The organism is Sporosarcina aquimarina (genome assembly GCF_019748715.1).
Classification (GTDB): Bacteria; Bacillota; Bacilli; order Bacillales_A; family Planococcaceae; genus Sporosarcina; species Sporosarcina newyorkensis.
The window spans coordinates 19,199-36,821 of sequence record NZ_JACLBZ010000025.1 but is presented as its reverse complement, the minus strand read 5'-3'; the positions used below and the strand labels follow the sequence as shown (position 1 = coordinate 36,821).

16 protein-coding genes and 1 pseudogene are annotated in these 17,623 nt (G+C 44.2%); 2 read left to right on the top strand and 15 right to left on the bottom strand.

Annotated elements, in window-relative coordinates:
- Nucleotides 1–110: 110 nt before the first annotated feature.
- The 3 genes and pseudogenes from H7J92_RS12225 to H7J92_RS12215 all read right to left on the bottom strand — a co-directional run bounded on the left by H7J92_RS12225 (nucleotide 111) and on the right by H7J92_RS12215 (nucleotide 4,068).
- Nucleotides 111–1,661, bottom strand: coding sequence for an arylsulfotransferase family protein (locus H7J92_RS12225; RefSeq protein ID WP_246602874.1), 1,551 nt, complete (start codon nucleotides 1,659–1,661; stop codon nucleotides 111–113).
- A gap of 100 nt (nucleotides 1,662–1,761) precedes the next feature.
- On the bottom strand, nucleotides 1,762–3,210 hold the full coding sequence (locus H7J92_RS12220; RefSeq protein ID WP_221837173.1) for a bifunctional metallophosphatase/5'-nucleotidase: 1,449 nt from the start codon (nucleotides 3,208–3,210) through the stop codon (nucleotides 1,762–1,764).
- A gap of 174 nt (nucleotides 3,211–3,384) precedes the next feature.
- Nucleotides 3,385–4,068: pseudogene (locus tag H7J92_RS12215) on the bottom strand (acetate uptake transporter).
- A 290-nt stretch (nucleotides 4,069–4,358) separates the two neighbouring features.
- Here H7J92_RS12215 and H7J92_RS12210 point away from each other — a divergent pair.
- Nucleotides 4,359–5,144, top strand: coding sequence for an arylamine N-acetyltransferase family protein (locus H7J92_RS12210; RefSeq protein WP_221837171.1), 786 nt, complete (start codon nucleotides 4,359–4,361; stop codon nucleotides 5,142–5,144).
- 150 nt (nucleotides 5,145–5,294) lie between these two features.
- Here the strand turns inward: H7J92_RS12210 and H7J92_RS12205 are convergent, their stop codons facing one another.
- Nucleotides 5,295–5,972 carry a Dph6-related ATP pyrophosphatase gene (locus tag H7J92_RS12205; RefSeq protein ID WP_078817541.1) on the bottom strand — a complete coding sequence of 226 codons (678 nt, stop codon included), beginning with the start codon at nucleotides 5,970–5,972 and terminating at the stop codon, nucleotides 5,295–5,297.
- Nucleotides 5,969–6,961, bottom strand: coding sequence for a GNAT family N-acetyltransferase (locus H7J92_RS12200; protein ID WP_246602872.1), 993 nt, complete (start codon nucleotides 6,959–6,961; stop codon nucleotides 5,969–5,971). Before H7J92_RS12200 ends, H7J92_RS12205 begins: the two co-directional genes overlap by 4 nt.
- A gap of 161 nt (nucleotides 6,962–7,122) precedes the next feature.
- On the opposite strand from H7J92_RS12200, the gene queC reads away from it, so the two are divergent.
- Complete coding sequence (gene queC / locus H7J92_RS12195; protein WP_009766438.1) at nucleotides 7,123–7,776, top strand: 7-cyano-7-deazaguanine synthase QueC; 654 nt, start codon at nucleotides 7,123–7,125, stop codon at nucleotides 7,774–7,776.
- 79 nt (nucleotides 7,777–7,855) lie between these two features.
- Here queC and H7J92_RS12190 read toward each other — a convergent pair whose 3' ends face one another.
- From H7J92_RS12190 to H7J92_RS12145, 10 genes are all read right to left on the bottom strand, one after another.
- On the bottom strand, nucleotides 7,856–8,275 hold the full coding sequence (locus tag H7J92_RS12190) for a hypothetical protein (protein ID WP_009766439.1): 420 nt from the start codon (nucleotides 8,273–8,275) through the stop codon (nucleotides 7,856–7,858).
- A gap of 120 nt (nucleotides 8,276–8,395) precedes the next feature.
- Nucleotides 8,396–8,914 (bottom strand): PCYCGC domain-containing protein, encoded by a 519-nt coding sequence (locus H7J92_RS12185; RefSeq protein WP_221837169.1) that lies wholly within the window; start codon nucleotides 8,912–8,914, stop codon nucleotides 8,396–8,398.
- Between the two features lie 84 nt (nucleotides 8,915–8,998).
- A complete protein-coding gene (gene fumC, locus H7J92_RS12180) occupies nucleotides 8,999–10,384 on the bottom strand; it encodes a class II fumarate hydratase (protein WP_221837166.1) in 1,386 nt (461 codons plus the stop codon).
- Between the two features lie 277 nt (nucleotides 10,385–10,661).
- A complete protein-coding gene (locus tag H7J92_RS12175; RefSeq protein ID WP_221837163.1) occupies nucleotides 10,662–11,879 on the bottom strand; it encodes a multidrug effflux MFS transporter in 1,218 nt (405 codons plus the stop codon).
- Between the two features lie 334 nt (nucleotides 11,880–12,213).
- A complete protein-coding gene (locus H7J92_RS12170) occupies nucleotides 12,214–13,296 on the bottom strand; it encodes a sensor histidine kinase (RefSeq protein ID WP_221837161.1) in 1,083 nt (360 codons plus the stop codon).
- A complete protein-coding gene (locus H7J92_RS12165; protein ID WP_221837159.1) occupies nucleotides 13,289–13,972 on the bottom strand; it encodes a response regulator transcription factor in 684 nt (227 codons plus the stop codon). Before H7J92_RS12165 ends, H7J92_RS12170 begins: the two co-directional genes overlap by 8 nt.
- 37 nt (nucleotides 13,973–14,009) lie before the next feature.
- A complete protein-coding gene (locus tag H7J92_RS12160) occupies nucleotides 14,010–14,579 on the bottom strand; it encodes a peroxiredoxin family protein (RefSeq protein WP_009766445.1) in 570 nt (189 codons plus the stop codon).
- 17 nt (nucleotides 14,580–14,596) lie between these two features.
- Complete coding sequence (locus H7J92_RS12155; RefSeq protein WP_040758624.1) at nucleotides 14,597–15,355, bottom strand: cytochrome c biogenesis CcdA family protein; 759 nt, start codon at nucleotides 15,353–15,355, stop codon at nucleotides 14,597–14,599.
- A complete protein-coding gene (locus tag H7J92_RS12150; RefSeq protein ID WP_221837157.1) occupies nucleotides 15,342–16,001 on the bottom strand; it encodes a hypothetical protein in 660 nt (219 codons plus the stop codon). The genes H7J92_RS12155 and H7J92_RS12150 overlap by 14 nt, the downstream gene beginning before the upstream one ends.
- 580 nt (nucleotides 16,002–16,581) lie before the next feature.
- Nucleotides 16,582–17,358: a sulfite exporter TauE/SafE family protein gene (locus H7J92_RS12145; protein ID WP_221837155.1), complete on the bottom strand. Its 777-nt coding sequence runs from the start codon at nucleotides 17,356–17,358 to the stop codon at nucleotides 16,582–16,584.
- Between the last annotated feature and the right edge of the window lie 265 nt (nucleotides 17,359–17,623).

The window sequence follows — 17,623 nt, the reverse complement described above, 5'->3', positions numbered from 1 at the left end:
GTATACGAAAACCGATGACATGAAGCAGCCGAGCATCACGAAAAACCTTGGAATCGGGAAAGTAATTTCTCGTTTCTAAGGTTTCTTTATTGCGGTTTTCGAAGTAGTTCTTAGCTCCATGAAGACTTGCAGCCTAAATTAACCCAAGAAATCGGTGCACAAACCATCCGCGACTTGCCAATCGCAGCACCAACATCATCTAATGCACAGACTTGAAAATACGGACAAACACCATCTAATTTCACAGTTGTCTCAAATCCGTTTCGTTCCTTAAAAGCTACAACCGCCATTGCATAGGGGTTCCAACCAGCCAGCACCTTCCAGGCCTCCACTTCTGTAGCACCATTCCACGACATATAAATAATCGCAATTTGTTTCCCATACACCCCCACCCTCATATCAGGTGGTTCAAGCGGCAGTCCAACCCATTCATTTTTAAATGCTCTGTACGTAAAATTATCGCCTGGAAAATGCATATCGTAAATCATATGCAAAGCCGGATTCCCCTCCGTATTGCCGGCATATTTGAATTCAGAAACATAAGGTCCCTGTCCCCAGCCGATCAACTGGTTGCCGTTGGGCAGTTGTTGCATATTCCCCTGATGGGATGCATGAATAGGAGGATCATGAAAATAGGTCCGGTCCACCTTTGCTGTCATGTGCTGCTCATCAAGCTGTAAAATCAAGCCACGCGACGCACCAGCAGGCGGTGAGTCCGGTGTGGCACAGCACGCATTATCAAAGAGGCTGATTCGGTTCTCCTTTCGGTATCTTGCATGATGCTGCCACGAGAACTCTGCGCCCTGCTCGAAGGTAAAATCACTCTGTTTTCCGCCAAGCTGCCAGATAATCTCTCCTGTTACCTTATTGATATGATAAATAGCAGACATATTCCGCATACTGATCAGCAGAGTATGATCCGGCCCTTCCTCCACCGAATTCACATGGAAACAATCCCAAATTCCCTTGCTTTCTGCTGCAGCAGTAACAGGAACCATCGAATTTGCCGGGTCGACATGCGCAAGCACATCCCATTCATACAGCAGCTCACCTGTAGACAAATCAACTTCCTGTATTGCAAAATTATCAATATAGCCTTTCGCCGGTCCTCCATAAACAGTCAAATCGGCAGGTACTTGCTTCACTGCGGTAAACAAGGCTGTATTTCGTTCGGTAATGGTAAACTCATGCACATCCGCAGTGTATCCATTTTGCGCCTCTACTGTCTCTATCAACTGGTAATGCTGATTGAAGATCTGGAAGACCGCGCCAGGCAGCGGGTCGCCGATAGGAAGACGAGGATTGGCAGATTCCGTACCAGAAATCGTTCCATGCCATGTCGTTAGGACTGGTAGCCCATGATAGACTTGCATCCTGAAATTCCTATTCTGTTTTTCGGGAGTATCCGATTTGAACCAGACCGGGTTACCTGCTTCATCCAGGATCAATGCACCCGTCTGCCCCACCATATTTTCTCCATACATCGTATACGGGGCCACGAATAGGTAGCCCTGTTCTGTCCCTGGCTCATGCACATTCACGGTTACCTTCATCGGCTGCAAATGTGGCGCTGAGACGAAATGCCATACTTGCGAATCCGTTATGTGCTTGTCGTCCTCAAAAAAGTGCTTTGATTCGAATTGATTCCTTCGCATTGTCATCTACATCACCTGATTAGTTTAATAGGAGCTTGCTAATGTATATGCAATGCATGTAACCATTAGTCGGTCAGGTTGCAAGGATAATTAAATACTTTTCCACTTATATCAATGTCACTGTCCCACGCAATGATGCTTCAATCGTCCGATTCTTTATCACATATTCCTTCAACGCGTCTACCGCATGAATTTCCAAATTCCTGCGATCCTTTCCGTAAGAATGCGGCACACCTTGCATCGTGATAAAAGCTACATTGTACAGCCGATCCATTGCGACAGGTTCATTGCCAACAAATAAACTTTGCATTCGCTGACCGCTTGGGTTTTCCAATTTAGCGTAAAGATTCAGGCCGAGGACTCTCTTTACATAGCCGCCCATTTGATGGTACGGATTTCTCGAAAACGTCACTTCAAGACTTTTCTCCATCAACTCCCATATCTCTTTTCCCTTCAATGTAACGGTTGATATGGGCGGATTTACAGGAATGATGTTCCATATATCATTCATCGTCAGTTCGCCTGGCGGAATAGGAGCGCCATATCTCCAGCCGTTTGAAAATGCCACTTCAGCTTTCGTATAGTCAAGCAATCCTTTCAGCAGGAAATTGTCCATTGTGCTTTCCAAAATGGCATGACGGTGCAATCCAGTTTCTGTCGCGCCGATTACTTCATCTAACTGATTGCGATACGGCCTCATTCCTTCATCCACTATTTTTTTCATGGCTTTATCTTCCGGTATTTGTTCATCCATCAAGACCAGTTGATGATCGTGCTCTACAATTTGTTTGTTCTTTACTACGAGATCCAGCCGTCCTACAAATGAGCCGTGACATCCCGATTGAATAATAATCGTATCATTGACGGTGACCGGTTCATACAGCCGATTATGTGTATGCGCGCTCAGCAACACTTGGATACCGTCCACTTCTTCTGCCAATTGAATATCTTGGGGCAATCCCAAATGCGAAAGCACAACAATCAAATCCACATTCTGTTCCTTTTTCAACTTCTGGATATAGTCAGGCAGTTCCTCGTTCCCCAGCGTAAAATAAACACCTTCACTAAAATTTGGCGGCATCACTTTATCGACAATCGTTGCCGCAATTCCAATCACGCCTATTTTCAGGTCATTTACTTCTTTCACTAGAAAAGGAGGGAATGCCAATCTGTCTGTCTTTTTGTCATAGCAATTAATGGCGAGCATTGGATATCCCAACGAAGCAACCAACTCCTGTAAGTAATCAGGACCATACGCAAAATCCCAATGTCCTGTCATCGCATCTATGCCCATCTCCCGCAAAATCGGCAATAGAATCTGCCCTTTCGTATCCACTACAGGATGCGTCCCATGAAACGTATCGCCACCATCGAACAGCAATACCGAACCATTGCGTTCCTTATGAACTTGACGAATATAGCCTGCCATTCGAGCATACCCACCGACTTGTGTATAGACCGATTCATTCACTTCATAAAAATGTTCCCAATGCTCTTCCAAATACCCATGTACGTCATTGATTTGTAATAGAGTCAACTTTTTCTTATCTTGCATACCGATAGACCTCCTTAACAGGTTCTGTCCTTTTACTTTTCCCGGTTAGGAGAGGGGTTACACTTATTCTCACATTCACAGTCTCAAACAAAAAAAGACGCCTACATAGAAAGTAAACGCCTCATTCGGTTTGATTAATTTACTCACCTAATGTTTTAACTGAACCTTTACGATTCAGCTGAATGTATTTAAATCGCTGCTTACTGGAGTAGAATGTGCAGGTTTGACTGTTGCTTCATCCGCTTTCTTAAAGAGCCCGAACGGCTTACCCACCGGTAGAAGCTCTCTTTCGATATGTTCATTCAAGACCGCAGCGGCAGCTTCATAAAATAATAATAATGAAATGCTCAGTTCCGAATAAGCGGCTTATTGTTGTGGGAATGCACCCAAAACTCCATAACTGTCGAGAGCCAGCCCGATAAATAGAAAGTTGATGCAGAAAAATATGAAGAATATGACCTTATGCGTTTCCATCGCTCCAATCGTCATGAATAGCATAAAAATCAGATAACCGACGAATGCAAAACCCAATTGTTTGGGGTCTACACCTGCAGCCAGCGTTTCCCCGAATATACCTCTTTCAATCATCCACGAGGAGGCGACGGCCAGCCAAAACAATCTGTATGCGCCAAAAGCGGTCGCACCAAATGTGTTATTCAGTTTCGAGTCGTTAATGCAGGCAATTAGTTGCGCAAATCCACCTAACAATATTGCCCAAGGGATAACAAACGAAACATCTGTAGTGAGTCATAATTTTTGCGAAGAAGCTACGAGCGTGACCATCGCCAATCCAAATAGCCCGATTGCGGATGGATCTGCCGTAAAGACATTCACTTGTTCTGTTTTATACATACTCATGACCCCCTGATTAAATAAACAAACCCTGGATATAAAATCACTTATTACTGTTTGTTCAACCAGTTATCAGTATACTTTTCCGATAATTATATGGATTACACAATATATAGGAACTGCAGAATGAGATTAATTCCATAGCAATTCTAAACTCGATGAGAATTTCGCTTAAATCAACCGATCCCTTCTAACCACTTTCGATCTGCCATTTAGAAGTTTGGGAAAGTCTTTTTATCTGCTATACTAGCCTCAATCAAACAACCGAATAAAAGTGTAGAAAGGAAGATTCACTCATGCCACAACGAATTATTGAACGATTGGAACAGCTAGGATACAGTCAATCAGAAAACCCGATTCAGCAAATAAGCTGTGTCCAACGATTATTCGCCCAGCTGTTTGAATTCGAAAATTTGGATGTCCTATTGAAGAATGAAGAGCCAATCACGGAGCAGTTTTTATTGGATAAGATGGTGAATGCAGAACGCGGAGGTCTTTGCTACGAACTAAACGGCTTACTGCATATCGTCTTGCGTAAATTGAGTTTTAACGTATCTCTCGCAGCCGCCACAGTATGGACAGGACAAGAATGGGGCTTGGACCGCACACATACGATCAATTTATTCGAATATAAAGAGAACCTATACCTGATTGACAGCGGGTCGGGAAATAATTTGGCGTTGGCGCCGCTCGCGTTAGATGGCAGAACAATCACTTCCCCGTCAGGAAGCTATCGCCTACGTTCGCAGAAAACGGAGAAAGGGTCCATGTTATGCGAACGACGGTCTGAAGAAGGCTGGACAAAGCATTGCGCTTTTGAACCGGACATCGTCGGCTGGGAGGATCTGAATCGGGTTAAAGAATTGATCCATACTCATCCCGATTCCCCATTCAATAAGACAATGCTGGTCGCTAAGACAGTGGAAGATGGCACTTTCTCAATCAATAAAGAACGCTTTTCGCGCAAGTGGATGGACGGACGCACAAAGACGATCCGTTTTGATCAGCGGTCTGATTTACTGGAACAGGTGAAGCTCCATGCAGCGCCTGGAGTGTATGATGCGGCAGTGGAACTATCGTGAAATCGGGAAACACTCCAAAATCTCGCTGTAACGAACCAAAGTGACATTGCACCGCACCAAAGTATCGATCAACCGATCCAAAGTCCATCCGGACCGCACATTCTTCCTTTGCCCCAGCCAAGTCCATAAACAAAAAACTTCCACAATTGCCTATTCAGCTTGTGGAAGTTTTTCATCTAATTTACACATTGAAAACACATAGCCATCTTTCTCAACAGTCTCCCCCATCTTCAATGGAATCCGCTCCTTGAAAATAGGTCCATCGACAACAACGGTATGGAATTCTCCCGATTCGCCGCAGCTATCGATGCCGAGTGCTTCGAGTTCATCCATTAATTCAATCGTGAAGCGTCTGCCAAGGAATTCGGCTGGCATCAGCTTCGTATTGACGACTACGATATACGCCTCGAATCCTTCACGAATGAATTCCTCTAACAGTTTGCGCCGAGGTTCTTCCCACAACGGATGAACCGCATCAATGCCAGCTTTTGCACACATCGATTGCACCCAGGATAGATGATCTTCTAAATCAATGTCGCCAAACACAGCCTGCGGGATGCCATGTGCCTTACAAACCCGCATAGCATCGAGAAATTGTGTCTCATAGCCCGCCCAATCTGCTTTTCGGATCATCAGGGGTACTCCGAGCTGCTTGGCTTGCGCTTGAATGATTTCTAACGGTAATGCATGGGATTTGGATTGGTTTTGTTCTTTATCGAACATTGTCCAGGACATTGCTGGAATATTTCCTGCTTTTACGGCTCGATGAACGGCAAGCGCAGAGTCCTTGCCGCCACTCCAAGATGCAACGAACTTCACGCCGGTCATTGGCCGTCCGCCCACGCAATACGTGCGTCCACTGTTCGTGCCATGCGGATCATATACGATCGGAATCCGAGCTTCGGCCAGAAATATGATGCCAGATGGTTTGCCGTATACCAATCCGTCATAATGTATTCATAGCCTGCCTTCTTTATTTGAGTGAAGCTGTGATTGGCGATCGACTTGCCGATGCCTTGTCCGCGCAGCTCGATGTTCGTAGCGGCCTGGACAAGTACCGCCGCCTGACTCGGTGTGGTCATCGCATGCCGTGCATCTGCTGGAGTATATAAATGAAAAGCAACCGGAACTCCATCCTGTTCCGCAACCCAGCTACGTGTCCCTTCTTTTCCTTCATACGCTTCGAAAGTCTCGAGCTCCTGATCAAGTGCTTCCTGCGTTATCGGCTGCCATGCCGGCGCTTTTGCCTGATGCATACTATTCCAAGATGCCATCGTACGCAGGGCGGATTGTTCGTCTCCCACCAATTCCTTCATCGCCACCAAGCTGTTTTCTCCCGGCTGAGCGCGGTATCGTTCCAATGACAGGGCAGCAAAACGTTGTTCGAAATGAAATGATTGCTCCAGCATCTCAAGAATTAATTCGTCATTGCCGACCGGGACATCCAGTACGTGTTCAAAATAGCCATTACGTACCCACTCCGCCCCTGCTTCCGTATACATCAAGCGTGCCAGTCGTGGATGCTCATCTTCATGAATGACAAATGAAGGATAGCCGACGTAAATTGTACGTCCGCGAATGGCATCCTGCCGATATTCGAATAACAAATAGCCGATCACATTGTCATCACGCAACGTCACAATCCCACCCATATATGACTTACTCATTTCTTCGCGCAATCGTTTCTCCGCCTCATTTACATCTTCAAAACGTTCATGCAAAAATGAGAACCGCTGACGTTCGTCTCGATGTCTAGCGGCGAGTAATGACGCCATCTGCGATATGTACTGCTCTTCAAACTCTACAAAACGAATCAACTGAATCCCCTCCTGCCTAATTTGACTAAATTATACCATACCCTTTTTACTTTCATATGAAACGAATGGACCGGTTTGGAGGTGCGGCTATGGTATGATGGAAGCGATTAAAGAGGTTCGTGAAATCCCTCTCTAAAAAACTACTAACGGAGTGAATACATATGAAACAAGAAAAAGCAGTCGTCGTCTTCAGCGGCGGCCAAGACAGTACCACTTGCCTATTTTGGGCATTGAAACAATTCAAAGAAGTGACGACTGTGACATTTGATTATGGCCAGCGCCATCATGCAGAAATCGAATGCGCCCGCAACATTGCGGAAGAGCTTGGTGTTTCATTCAAAGTATTGGACATGACTTTGATCAATCAATTGTCCGCGAATGCGCTGACGCGGGACACTATCAAGATTACAGAAGAAGTCGGTGAATTGCCGTCCACTTTCGTTCCCGGACGTAATCACCTATTTTTCTCTTTCGCAGCGGTCTACGCTCAAGCAATCGGGGCGCGCCATCTTGTCACAGGCGTCAGTGAGACGGATTTCAGCGGCTATCCGGATTGCCGCGATACGTTCGTCAAGTCATTGAACGTAACGTTGAACTTAGCAATGGATGCAAAGTTCGTCATGCATACACCGTTGATGTGGCTCGATAAAGCAAGTGTCTGGGAATTATCCGATCAACTCGGCGCATTCGACTTCATTCAGCAGCGCACGCTTACTTGCTATAACGGTATCCCTGCTGCGGGTTGCGGAACTTGTCCCGCATGCAAACTGCGGAGTCAGGGATTGGAGGAGTATTTAGAGCGACGTGAGGCTTGATAGCTGGAATTTATTAAGCATACAAAATAAAAACTTTCTGAAACTAGTAAATAGAGGAAGGATCACAACGATCCCTCCTCTATTTCTCAATGATAGCCGCAATCCAACCTCGTATTTCATCCATCGACGCTGTAAGGGTGATTCCCAGTTTGGATTCTGTACCCATGTAGGAGTTAATATATCCTGTATCCATGAAGACAGAGAGTTCATATAAGCCTTTTTCATGCTCACATGCTTCATAAGAAAACGAGACTCCAGGAGAGAACGTGCCAAGAGTTCCTGAGTTCTCTCCGCCAATTTTATTGATTTGCTCAAGCAGCGTTTCAATATCCTCATTTAACCAAACAAAGTTGTGTGCGTAATCCAAAAAGCCATAAGAGAACGTCAATTTAAATTCAACTTCAAAAAGCGTTCCTTCCGATTCTCCGATTTTAAACACTTCATGTGTCACGGCTGTTTCACTAAATTCAAAATAGCGATCTTTCAGTATGTATTTCATTATAAAATTCCCTTTCTACCGCGACTGTGGTTTTCCCAAAAAAAAGACTGCAGACAAACTTCATAATTTCTGAAGTTCATCTGCAGCACAAAATCCTTATCCGAATAAAGGAAGTCGTTATTACGCTGGCATCGGTGTGTCTGTAGGCTTCGCATAGTCTCCGTTTCCGTATTCAGCATCAATTGCGTCACGGATTTCTTTCATTGATTTACCGTCCTGTTGCATTTGAACAGATTTCACTGCGATTTCAAGACAGACTAGGCAGCGTGTGCCATGGTCGTCCCAAACAACTGATCCGTCTTCTCGTACTTCGTCAAGGAAACAATTCATATTGCTTTTGTGACCAGCACTATCGCCGCAACCGCAGTAGCATGGCATATACTCTAGAACATCGGTCGCCTTACCAGCGACTTGATAGACCATGCGCATATCTTCCGGCTTGTCGTCCAAGAAGGATGGCAGTATGTCCGCTGAGGCAGTGATTTCCTGTAAGTCGCCGTTAGCGAGTTGTTCTACATGCCCGGCTTCAGCTCTCGCATCTTGAGGATCCGATTCTGCCGGCTTTTCCGTCGCACCGTTTCCGCAAGCAGCGAGTGCCAATGTCAATGCAGCCAATCCTGCGAGTAGTTTCTTCTTCATGTAAAGTTCGAACTCCTTAATACAGACGTGATGCCTTCAGTATACAAGGTTTGTACTATCAACAGGAGTACAATTTCGTGACAATTATTGATTGCCCGTCATTTTGCTCGGATCTACATATTCGTCAAATTGTTCTTCAGTCAATAGACCCGTGGAAAGTGCAGCTTCTTTCAGCGTCGTACCTTCTTTATGAGCTTTCTTCGCAATTTTTGCCGCATTTTCATAGCCAATGTACGGGTTCAACGCCGTAACGAGCATCAATGAATTCTTCACTTTGTTATCGATTTCTTCGCGATTCGGTTCGATACCGACTGCACAATTATCATTGAAGCTGATCATTCCGTCTGCCAATAACTTTGCAGATTGGAGGAAGTTATAGATGATGACTGGTTTAAAAACGTTTAATTCAAAGTTCCCTTGGCTAGCCGCAAAGCCGATTGTCGCGTCGTTCCCCATCACTTGTGCGACGACCATCGTCAATGCCTCACTTTGCGTCGGGTTCACTTTACCTGGCATGATTGAGCTGCCTGGTTCGTTTTCCGGAATCGTAATTTCGCCGATGCCTGAACGCGGACCGCTAGCTAACCAACGCACGTCATTCGCTACCTTCATTAAATCAGCAGCCAGAGCTTTCAATGCACCATGTGTGTAGACGACTTCATCATAGCTTGTCAGTGCGTGGAATTTATTTTCAGCTGAAGTGAAATCAATACCGACAGATTTCGAAATTTCCTCTGCCACTTTTTCACCGAATCCAACTGGCGCATTAAGTCCTGTACCGACTGCCGTACCGCCGATCGCAAGTTCCTTCATTGACTGCACGCTTGTTTCTAGCATGCTGCGTGTTTTCTCAAGCATCCGGTGCCATCCGCTGATTTCCTGTCCAAGTGTAAGCGGCGTCGCATCTTGCAGGTGCGTCCGGCCAATTTTAATGATGTCCTTGAAGTCTTCGGATTTCTTTTCGAATGTCTCTTTTAATTTATCGATTGCTGGAAGTACTTCACGCTCCACTGCGATAACGCCCGCCACATGTAGTGCCGTCGGGAATGTATCGTTGGAACTTTGTGATTTATTGACGTCGTCATTCGGGTGCAGGCGGTCTTCTTCTCCCCACTCCTCGAGCAGTTGATTGCCACGGTTGGCCAATACTTCATTCATATTCATATTGGATTGTGTGCCGCTTCCTGTTTGCCAAACGACTAACGGGAAGTGGTCGTCCCATTTTCCTTCGATGACTTCTTCCGCTGCTGTTTTGATGGCTTTCATTTTCACTTCGGATAAATTGCCGAATGAATGGCTTGCGATAGCTGTTGATTTCTTCAGATGGGCAAATGCTTGGATGACGCCCAGCGGGATCCGTTCGCCGCCGATTTTGAAGTTTTGCTTACTGCGCTGTGTTTGCGCACCCCATAATTTCTCCGCAGGTACTTTAATTTCACCAAATGTGTCATGTTCAATACGATATTCCATCTTTCCATCCGCCTCTCGAAAAATAGTAATCAGACTCTCTCTCTATCATGCCTTATTTTTTCGGAAATTTGAATTAAAAAGCGTTGGGCGGGTGTACCTTGTCCGAGCGCCGTTGATTTGCGCTGCGGGCGGACGCTTTCCGGGGGGCGTGCGGTGAGCCGCTTCCCTCGCTTCGCTCAGTCCAGGGTCTCACCTGACACGCTAATCCCCCAGGAGTCGCCGCCTTCCGCTCCAATCAACTAGTAGTGTTTCCAAAACTTTTTATACCCCTCATTAACTATATAGCCAGATCGCGAAAAGCTTTCTTCACTACTGTCATAAATACGAGCAACGCACTGCTGCTGCAGGCTAAAATGACGATGCCCATTGGCCAAGCAGAGAAGTCTCCAGCCAGACCTACTAATGGGGAGACGATAGCTCCGCCGATGAAGGGCACGAGTCCGAGGAATGCGGCCGCGCTGCCTGCTGATTTCCCTTGGCTTTGCATGGCGAGTGAAAATGCAGACGTTGAGACCATTCCAACGCTTGAGACGACGATGAACAGGGCAGTTCCCATCATGAAGAGCGGCCATTCATTCCAGACAACCAACAACAAAAGGACGCTGCCTGAAAATGAGATCAATACCCCCGTCATTAGGAACTTCACTTCATGGATACGGCCTGCCAAACGCCCTGTCACTTGGGCTGCGATGATGATGCCGATGCCGTTCAAAGCAAAAAACAAAGAAAATTGCTGAGCGGATACGCCGTAGATGTTCTGTAGCACGAATGGCGATCCGGCGATATACGCAAACATGCTCGACATAACAAAGCCTTGTGTTAGCGCAATTCCCATAAACCACTTATCTTTTAATAAACCGCCGAATGTCTTGACGACGGCTAACATCCCGCCTTCAGAGCGCTGTTCGACCGGCAAAGTATCCGGCAGGAAAAGCGATGTGGCTAAAAACATCAGCAGTCCAATCCCGCCTAGGATGAAAAACACGACTTGCCATGATGCAAAGCTCAACACGGCGCCGCCCGCTATTGGAGCCATGATCGGAGCAACTCCATTGACGATGGACAAGAGTGCCATAAACTTCGTCAATTCCTTACCTGTGTATAAATCTCGCGCACATGCACGAGCTATAACAATCCCTGCTGCTCCCGTCATCCCTTGAATGAAACGCAGCAAGACAAATGTCCAGATGTTCGTGCTGAATGCACACAAGATCGAAGCTGCTGCATAGATGATCAATGTGACGACAAGCGGCTTTCGTCTTCCATAAATATCACTCATTGGTCCGAATACGAGCTGACCTGCTCCTAAGCCTATCAAACACGCAGTCAAACTTAATTGAGCAAGTGATGCGGAAGCTTGCAAATCTTCTGCCACGATCGGCAGTCCGGGTAAATACATGTCCATCGACAACGGGCCGAATGCTGTCAATGAGCCGAGCAGCAACACGAGCCAAAACGTCGGCAACGGTATTCTTTTCTGTAATTGTTTGTTCATTATACAAAACCCTTTTCTTCATTAGAATTCTCTAAGTATAGCATGCAGAACAATTGCTGATCTGTCAAAGTCAATAACCACACGTATTTCATTTTGGAATACAACAAGCCGAATTCAGTAAAAAAAGAGCAACTCAATAATTGAGATGCCCTTTCCGTATTGCACAACTTTAGGAGTGTCCCGCCTTCATTACATAAACTGCTTATATCGTATTCCGAATAGCAAAGACATATCACAAATTCAGCATGAGCAGTAAACATCAAATTTTGAAAATGGTAAACAGCCGGAAGCACAATTGATGCATTACTTTTGTAAATACTTACATAGAAACTGACTATTCAAGCGGTATTGTGAACCAAAAAGTATGATAGTGGTTCTTTATGGAATTTAATCCAACCCGACCATTATGATGCTCGATGATCTCTTTAGAAATCGCCAGACCAAGTCCTGTTCCACCTGTCCTATGACTTCGCGGTGCGTCACCTTGATAAAACCTTTCAAACACTTTAGTTCTTTCTGCCTCTGTGATCTCTTGACCTTCACTGCTGATTGAAACCCGATAACCTTCTTCCGTAGATTCACCATGTATTATGATGGGCTCTTTCCCTTCATAATAGCGAATGGCGTTATCGATGATGTTGCTGAGAACTTGTGGGATGCCACCGTTGTATACATTTACCATTCCAACATCGGCTTCAACTATTACGGGGATACCTTTTTCCTCTAACGTCCAATGAAACATTTCAATGGATTGTTCTATCAGCAATCGCATATCTACCCGTTCTTTTTCTGTGAACGTTTGTTTCGCAACGTAATCCCATTCCTTTAATTGCTCCAGCTGCTCCACCATCGTAGTTAGACGTTTCGATTCACCGCTAAGTGCATCGAATAATTCTCTATCTCCTACAATCACACCATTACGTAAAGCAATAAGATAGCTCGTTAAATTCGACAAAGGGGTTCGGAATTCATGGGAAAGATCCGTTACAAGCTTCTGGCGAGATTGCTGATTGTTTTTCAATTGTTGCACCAATTCATTAAAATGGATGATTAATTCCCCTATTTCTCCTCTGGATTTTGTTTGGATCATATCGGGATAACGTCCTTTTTTCATGTCTTTAGTCGATTCAATCAGTTCTTCTAATGGACGGATCAACTTCCATGTTAAATAAAAATGAATGAGGCTTCCCATTAAAATGGTGGATATGCTGAATATCCATAAATATTGTAACAGGGTGGCATTAAAATGATTTTGCCGTTGTTCATCCATCGTTCCCATCCCATCCACCAGCACGCAGGCTGTATTATAAATAGCGAAACTGCTCAGGATGATGAAAAGCGAGATTGCGAAGACATTCAAAAAAGTCAGCCGCCAGAGGAGCTGTTTCGGCAGCAATGTCCTGACTAACTTAATCATGCGCAAATTTATATCCCATTCCCCGTACCGTTAGAATGCGTTTAGGGGAAGAAGGAACCTCTTCGATTTTTTCTCTTAGTTTCTTTACATGAGCATCGATGGTCCGATCCAACACAACCTTATCGCCATACGGATACAATTGGTGAAGGAGGTCCTCCCGTGTCAAAACGATATTCGGATTTTCCATGAAATGAAATAATAAATTAAATTCGTGTTTCGTCAAATTTATTTTTTGATCGAAAAGCAGCACTTCTCCCTTTCTAGGTTTGATGCATAGCCCATCGTAAGCAATCTTTTGGCAGAACTGACCGGTTCTTCGCAAGACCGCCTCCACATGTGCAAGGAGTTCATCCGGATCAAACGGTTTTGTCATATAATCATCGGCACCCATTCGCAATCCGTTAATTTTATCATTCGTATGGACTTTCGCAGAGAGCATAATAATAGAAACTTCATTTACCTCTTGGTCTTTCACCCACTTACAGAATTCAACCCCACTGCATTTTGGCAGCATCAGATCTAGTACAATCAAACAAGGATGATGCATTAGGAAAAGTTCTTTCGCTTCTTCGCCATCGACCGCCGCAATTACATCGTATCCGTCTTTTTTCAAATAGATGCAAATTAATTCACAGATTAGCTGATCATCTTCAACTACCAATATTGTCTGCTTCACCTGATCACCTCCTCGTTATTGTACAATCGTTAAGTCCTTATTTCATCTTCTCCACTTCTTGTACCATCAAATCATAATTTATTGCCCCAAGTGCAACGAATTGGATTCGGCCAGCCGAATCAATCATGTACGTTGTAGGATACGCATAGACGCTATATAGATTGCTCACTTCTGAGCTTCTGTCCATTAAGACAGGAAATGTCAGCCCATATTCCTCCACAAATGGAGCGACCACTTCTTCATTGTTTTCTGTAGATGTTAGATTGACTGCCAATATTTCAACATCCAAGTTACTTTTCGTATACAACTTTTGCATATCAGGCATCTCAGCTCTGCAGGGCGGACACCAAGTCGCCCAAAAATTCAATAAAACCCGCTGTCCTTTATAATCTGATAATTGGACTGTCTCCCCTTCCAATGTCTTCAATTCAAAGTCAGGTGCCAATTGGCCACGCTGAATTCCGATTTCATTGGAATCTACTGGACTAGAAACCTCTGCCTGAAGCGGTCGGCCCTTTGCTGTTTCCTTTTTTGAAAAGGAAAAGTCATAAACGGCCCAACCGACCAAGACCATTACAACAGCTAGTAACACCATGCTCTTCTTCACTCATGATTCCTCCCTATTCATCCCAGGTTTGATAACCACGTGCCATCCACTAAATCAAGTAACCACCCTGTAATTAATGGCATTAAGCCAAAAAACAATACGATACCCATCAAGATCATGATGACTGCTCCCACTTTCATGATGATCTCGCTGCGGCGGACAATCCACTTTGTCGAGCCAAGGAAAAATGTCAAGATAAGGAAAGGTAGCGCAAAACCGATAACATACATAATCGTGTAGAAAATTCCCTGACTCGGGTTACTCGCAGCCAGCATCAAAATAGAACCGAAAATCGGACCAATACAAGGCGTCCAGCCGGCTGCAAACCCGAGTCCGATGAAAAATGTCCCGATATAGCCGGTCGGTCTCCTCGAAGATTGAATGCGACGTTCCTTCATCAATCCTGTAATATTGACCCATCCGCCTATAAACAGCCCCATGACTATAATGAAAATACCGGCAATTCGTTGGATAAATAAGCCGGAGTCCCCTCTTAATAGTTCTGAAATCCACTGGCCGAAAAATGAAGCACCGGCCCCCAGGCTGATGAAGACAAGCGATACACCCAGTAAAAATACAAGGGAATGACTAATTAATTTCCTACGGATTTTTATCGTTTGGTTTCCCTGAAGTTCTTTCACGCTGATTCCCGTAATATAGGAAAGATATGCCGGGAAAATAGGCAGCACACAAGGAGACAAGAAAGAAAGTGCCCCCGCTCCTACTGCTAGTAACATCCCTACAATCAATACCGTATCTGTTTCAATTCCACCCATATCGTCCATCCTTCCTGTAATGTTTTAATAGCAAAAGCACATTGGCCACGAAAAAGAGGAGGAGGAACCACGGTTTGATCATATAACCGAACACCGTTATGTAAGGCTGTAACACCATCAGCACGCTCATCCCGCATGCCCAAACTGTCAATAAAAGCCCAAGTAACTTTCCCGTTGCCATCCGTCCATTCAAATAGGTAAACCCTCCCAGCAAAATCGCTAATATTATAAGGCTTCCCAATGAATAGATCTGATCGTTCCAGGCGTATTGAATAAACTCATATAAAAACGCCGCCAATAAAAACAGATGAACAAAAGCCTTTCCGACTGCCAGGCCTTCCAGTTGTCCTCGCTTTACCTTATACGTCAAGAGCAACCCACTGAATAACACAGCTGCATAGAAAGCGCCCGAATCACCTGGGTATGCCAATATCGCCATTGGATCCTTAATAAAAACGGAAAAATTCAAAAGAACTTTTCCAGCCCACATAAATAGAACAAAATTGACTAGCTGCGAAACCATTTCACCAATCATCTTCTTTCGCTGTTCCTTCGGTAGTTCACTCATCAAATAAAAGAGCAAGATACCGCCAGCTACACTGATGACCAGAATAGATATGGAAATCAATTTACTTGTCGATGCCATTCAAGTCCCCCATTTCCTCTCCAACCTCATCATACAAGCCGATTATGAAAATTTGACGAAAGCAAGTTTATTCGGTAAAAGGAATCTGCTTTAAATAAAAAACAGTTCAGAACAGCGTTTGAGTTGTAACGTTATCTGACCCTTCCTCGTAAACTTTGAGGTAATTGAAGGGTTAAGAAAATTATATTGGCAGAGGATTAATAATAATTAGTGCTTAAAACAATTACTGAATACAATTGGGCAGTGGTGAGAGGATGGAAATAATTCAACCGAAGAGGGTAATTAGAAATTTTATTTTCTACAATTTAATTAAAGGGTTTATTGCTGAAAATACTTCTTCCAATCAACGTGTTGACGAAGAACCATTTTTTAGGAGTTGTTGGGAAGGATTCATCGTGAGACAAGCCGTTAAAAGAGACTGAAGGTTTCATTGATGACTTAGAATAATCTCTAAGAACACTTTCTGAAGCTGCCACCGTCGTGTAGCCCAGAAAATGATGGGGAACAGGGACAGACACCTGCACAAAACGCAATGGAATCGGAATATTGTGATTTTTGTCAGTGTCTGTCCCTTCTGCATTTATAAGATATCCATCCAAATTTTCAATGCCGTAGCGAGTATCAGTACTGCCAAAATGACCTGTAACACTTTGGTATTAACTCTTTTTCCTGCCATTGCTCCTAAAGGAGAAGCAATTAAACTTGCTACAATCATAATGAATGCCGGATAGTAATCTACCTGCCCGGTGGTGATTTTTCCAACGGTTGAGCCAATAGAAGAAATGAATGTTATGGCAAGTGAAGAGGCAATAGTCATTCGTGTGGGAATCTTTAATACGACCAGCATAATGGGCACTAATAAGAATGCGCCAGCTGCCCCAACGATTCCCGCTCCGATACCCACAATTAAGGCGAGGGCTCCGGCAACCCATTTATTAAATGTCACTTCGTTCAAGGGAATATCATCAATCCCTTTTTTAGGGATGAACATCATAACAGCGGCAATCAAAGCAAGAATGCCGTAGGTAAAGTTTATCCCTCCTTCAGACATTAGTTTGGAGCCGTACCCTCCAATAAAGCTTCCAATTAAAATACTTGAACCCATATAGATAATTAACTTTTTATTTAAGTATCCGCCTTTTCGGTAAGCCCAAACACCACCAATCGTCGCAAAGAATACCTGTATAGCACTTATTCCCGAGACTTCATGGGCGCTAAAAGAGACTAATCCAAATAACGGAGGGATATAAAGCAACATAGGGTACTTTATGATTGAACCACCTATACCTAACATCCCTGAAATATATGAACCTATAAAACCAATTAAAAAAATGGTTATAATAAATAAAAAATCCATCCGTGTTCCCCTCCTGGTAGCAAGTTAATATTCATATTGAGATTAGGTCCCAAATAAAATAGCCCATTCCGTATAATTAACAATGAAGGGCCATTTTTTCTAGCATATTATTGCTGTATAACCAATAGGCTGACAAATCTTATAAGCAGCATTTTATTCAGTAAATAATAAATCGGCGCTATACATATAGTCATTGAAAGCCATATTTTTTTGACAGCTTTATAAGGTTATGTTTATTGCGGATTTCGTTAAAGAAGTTAGCTGC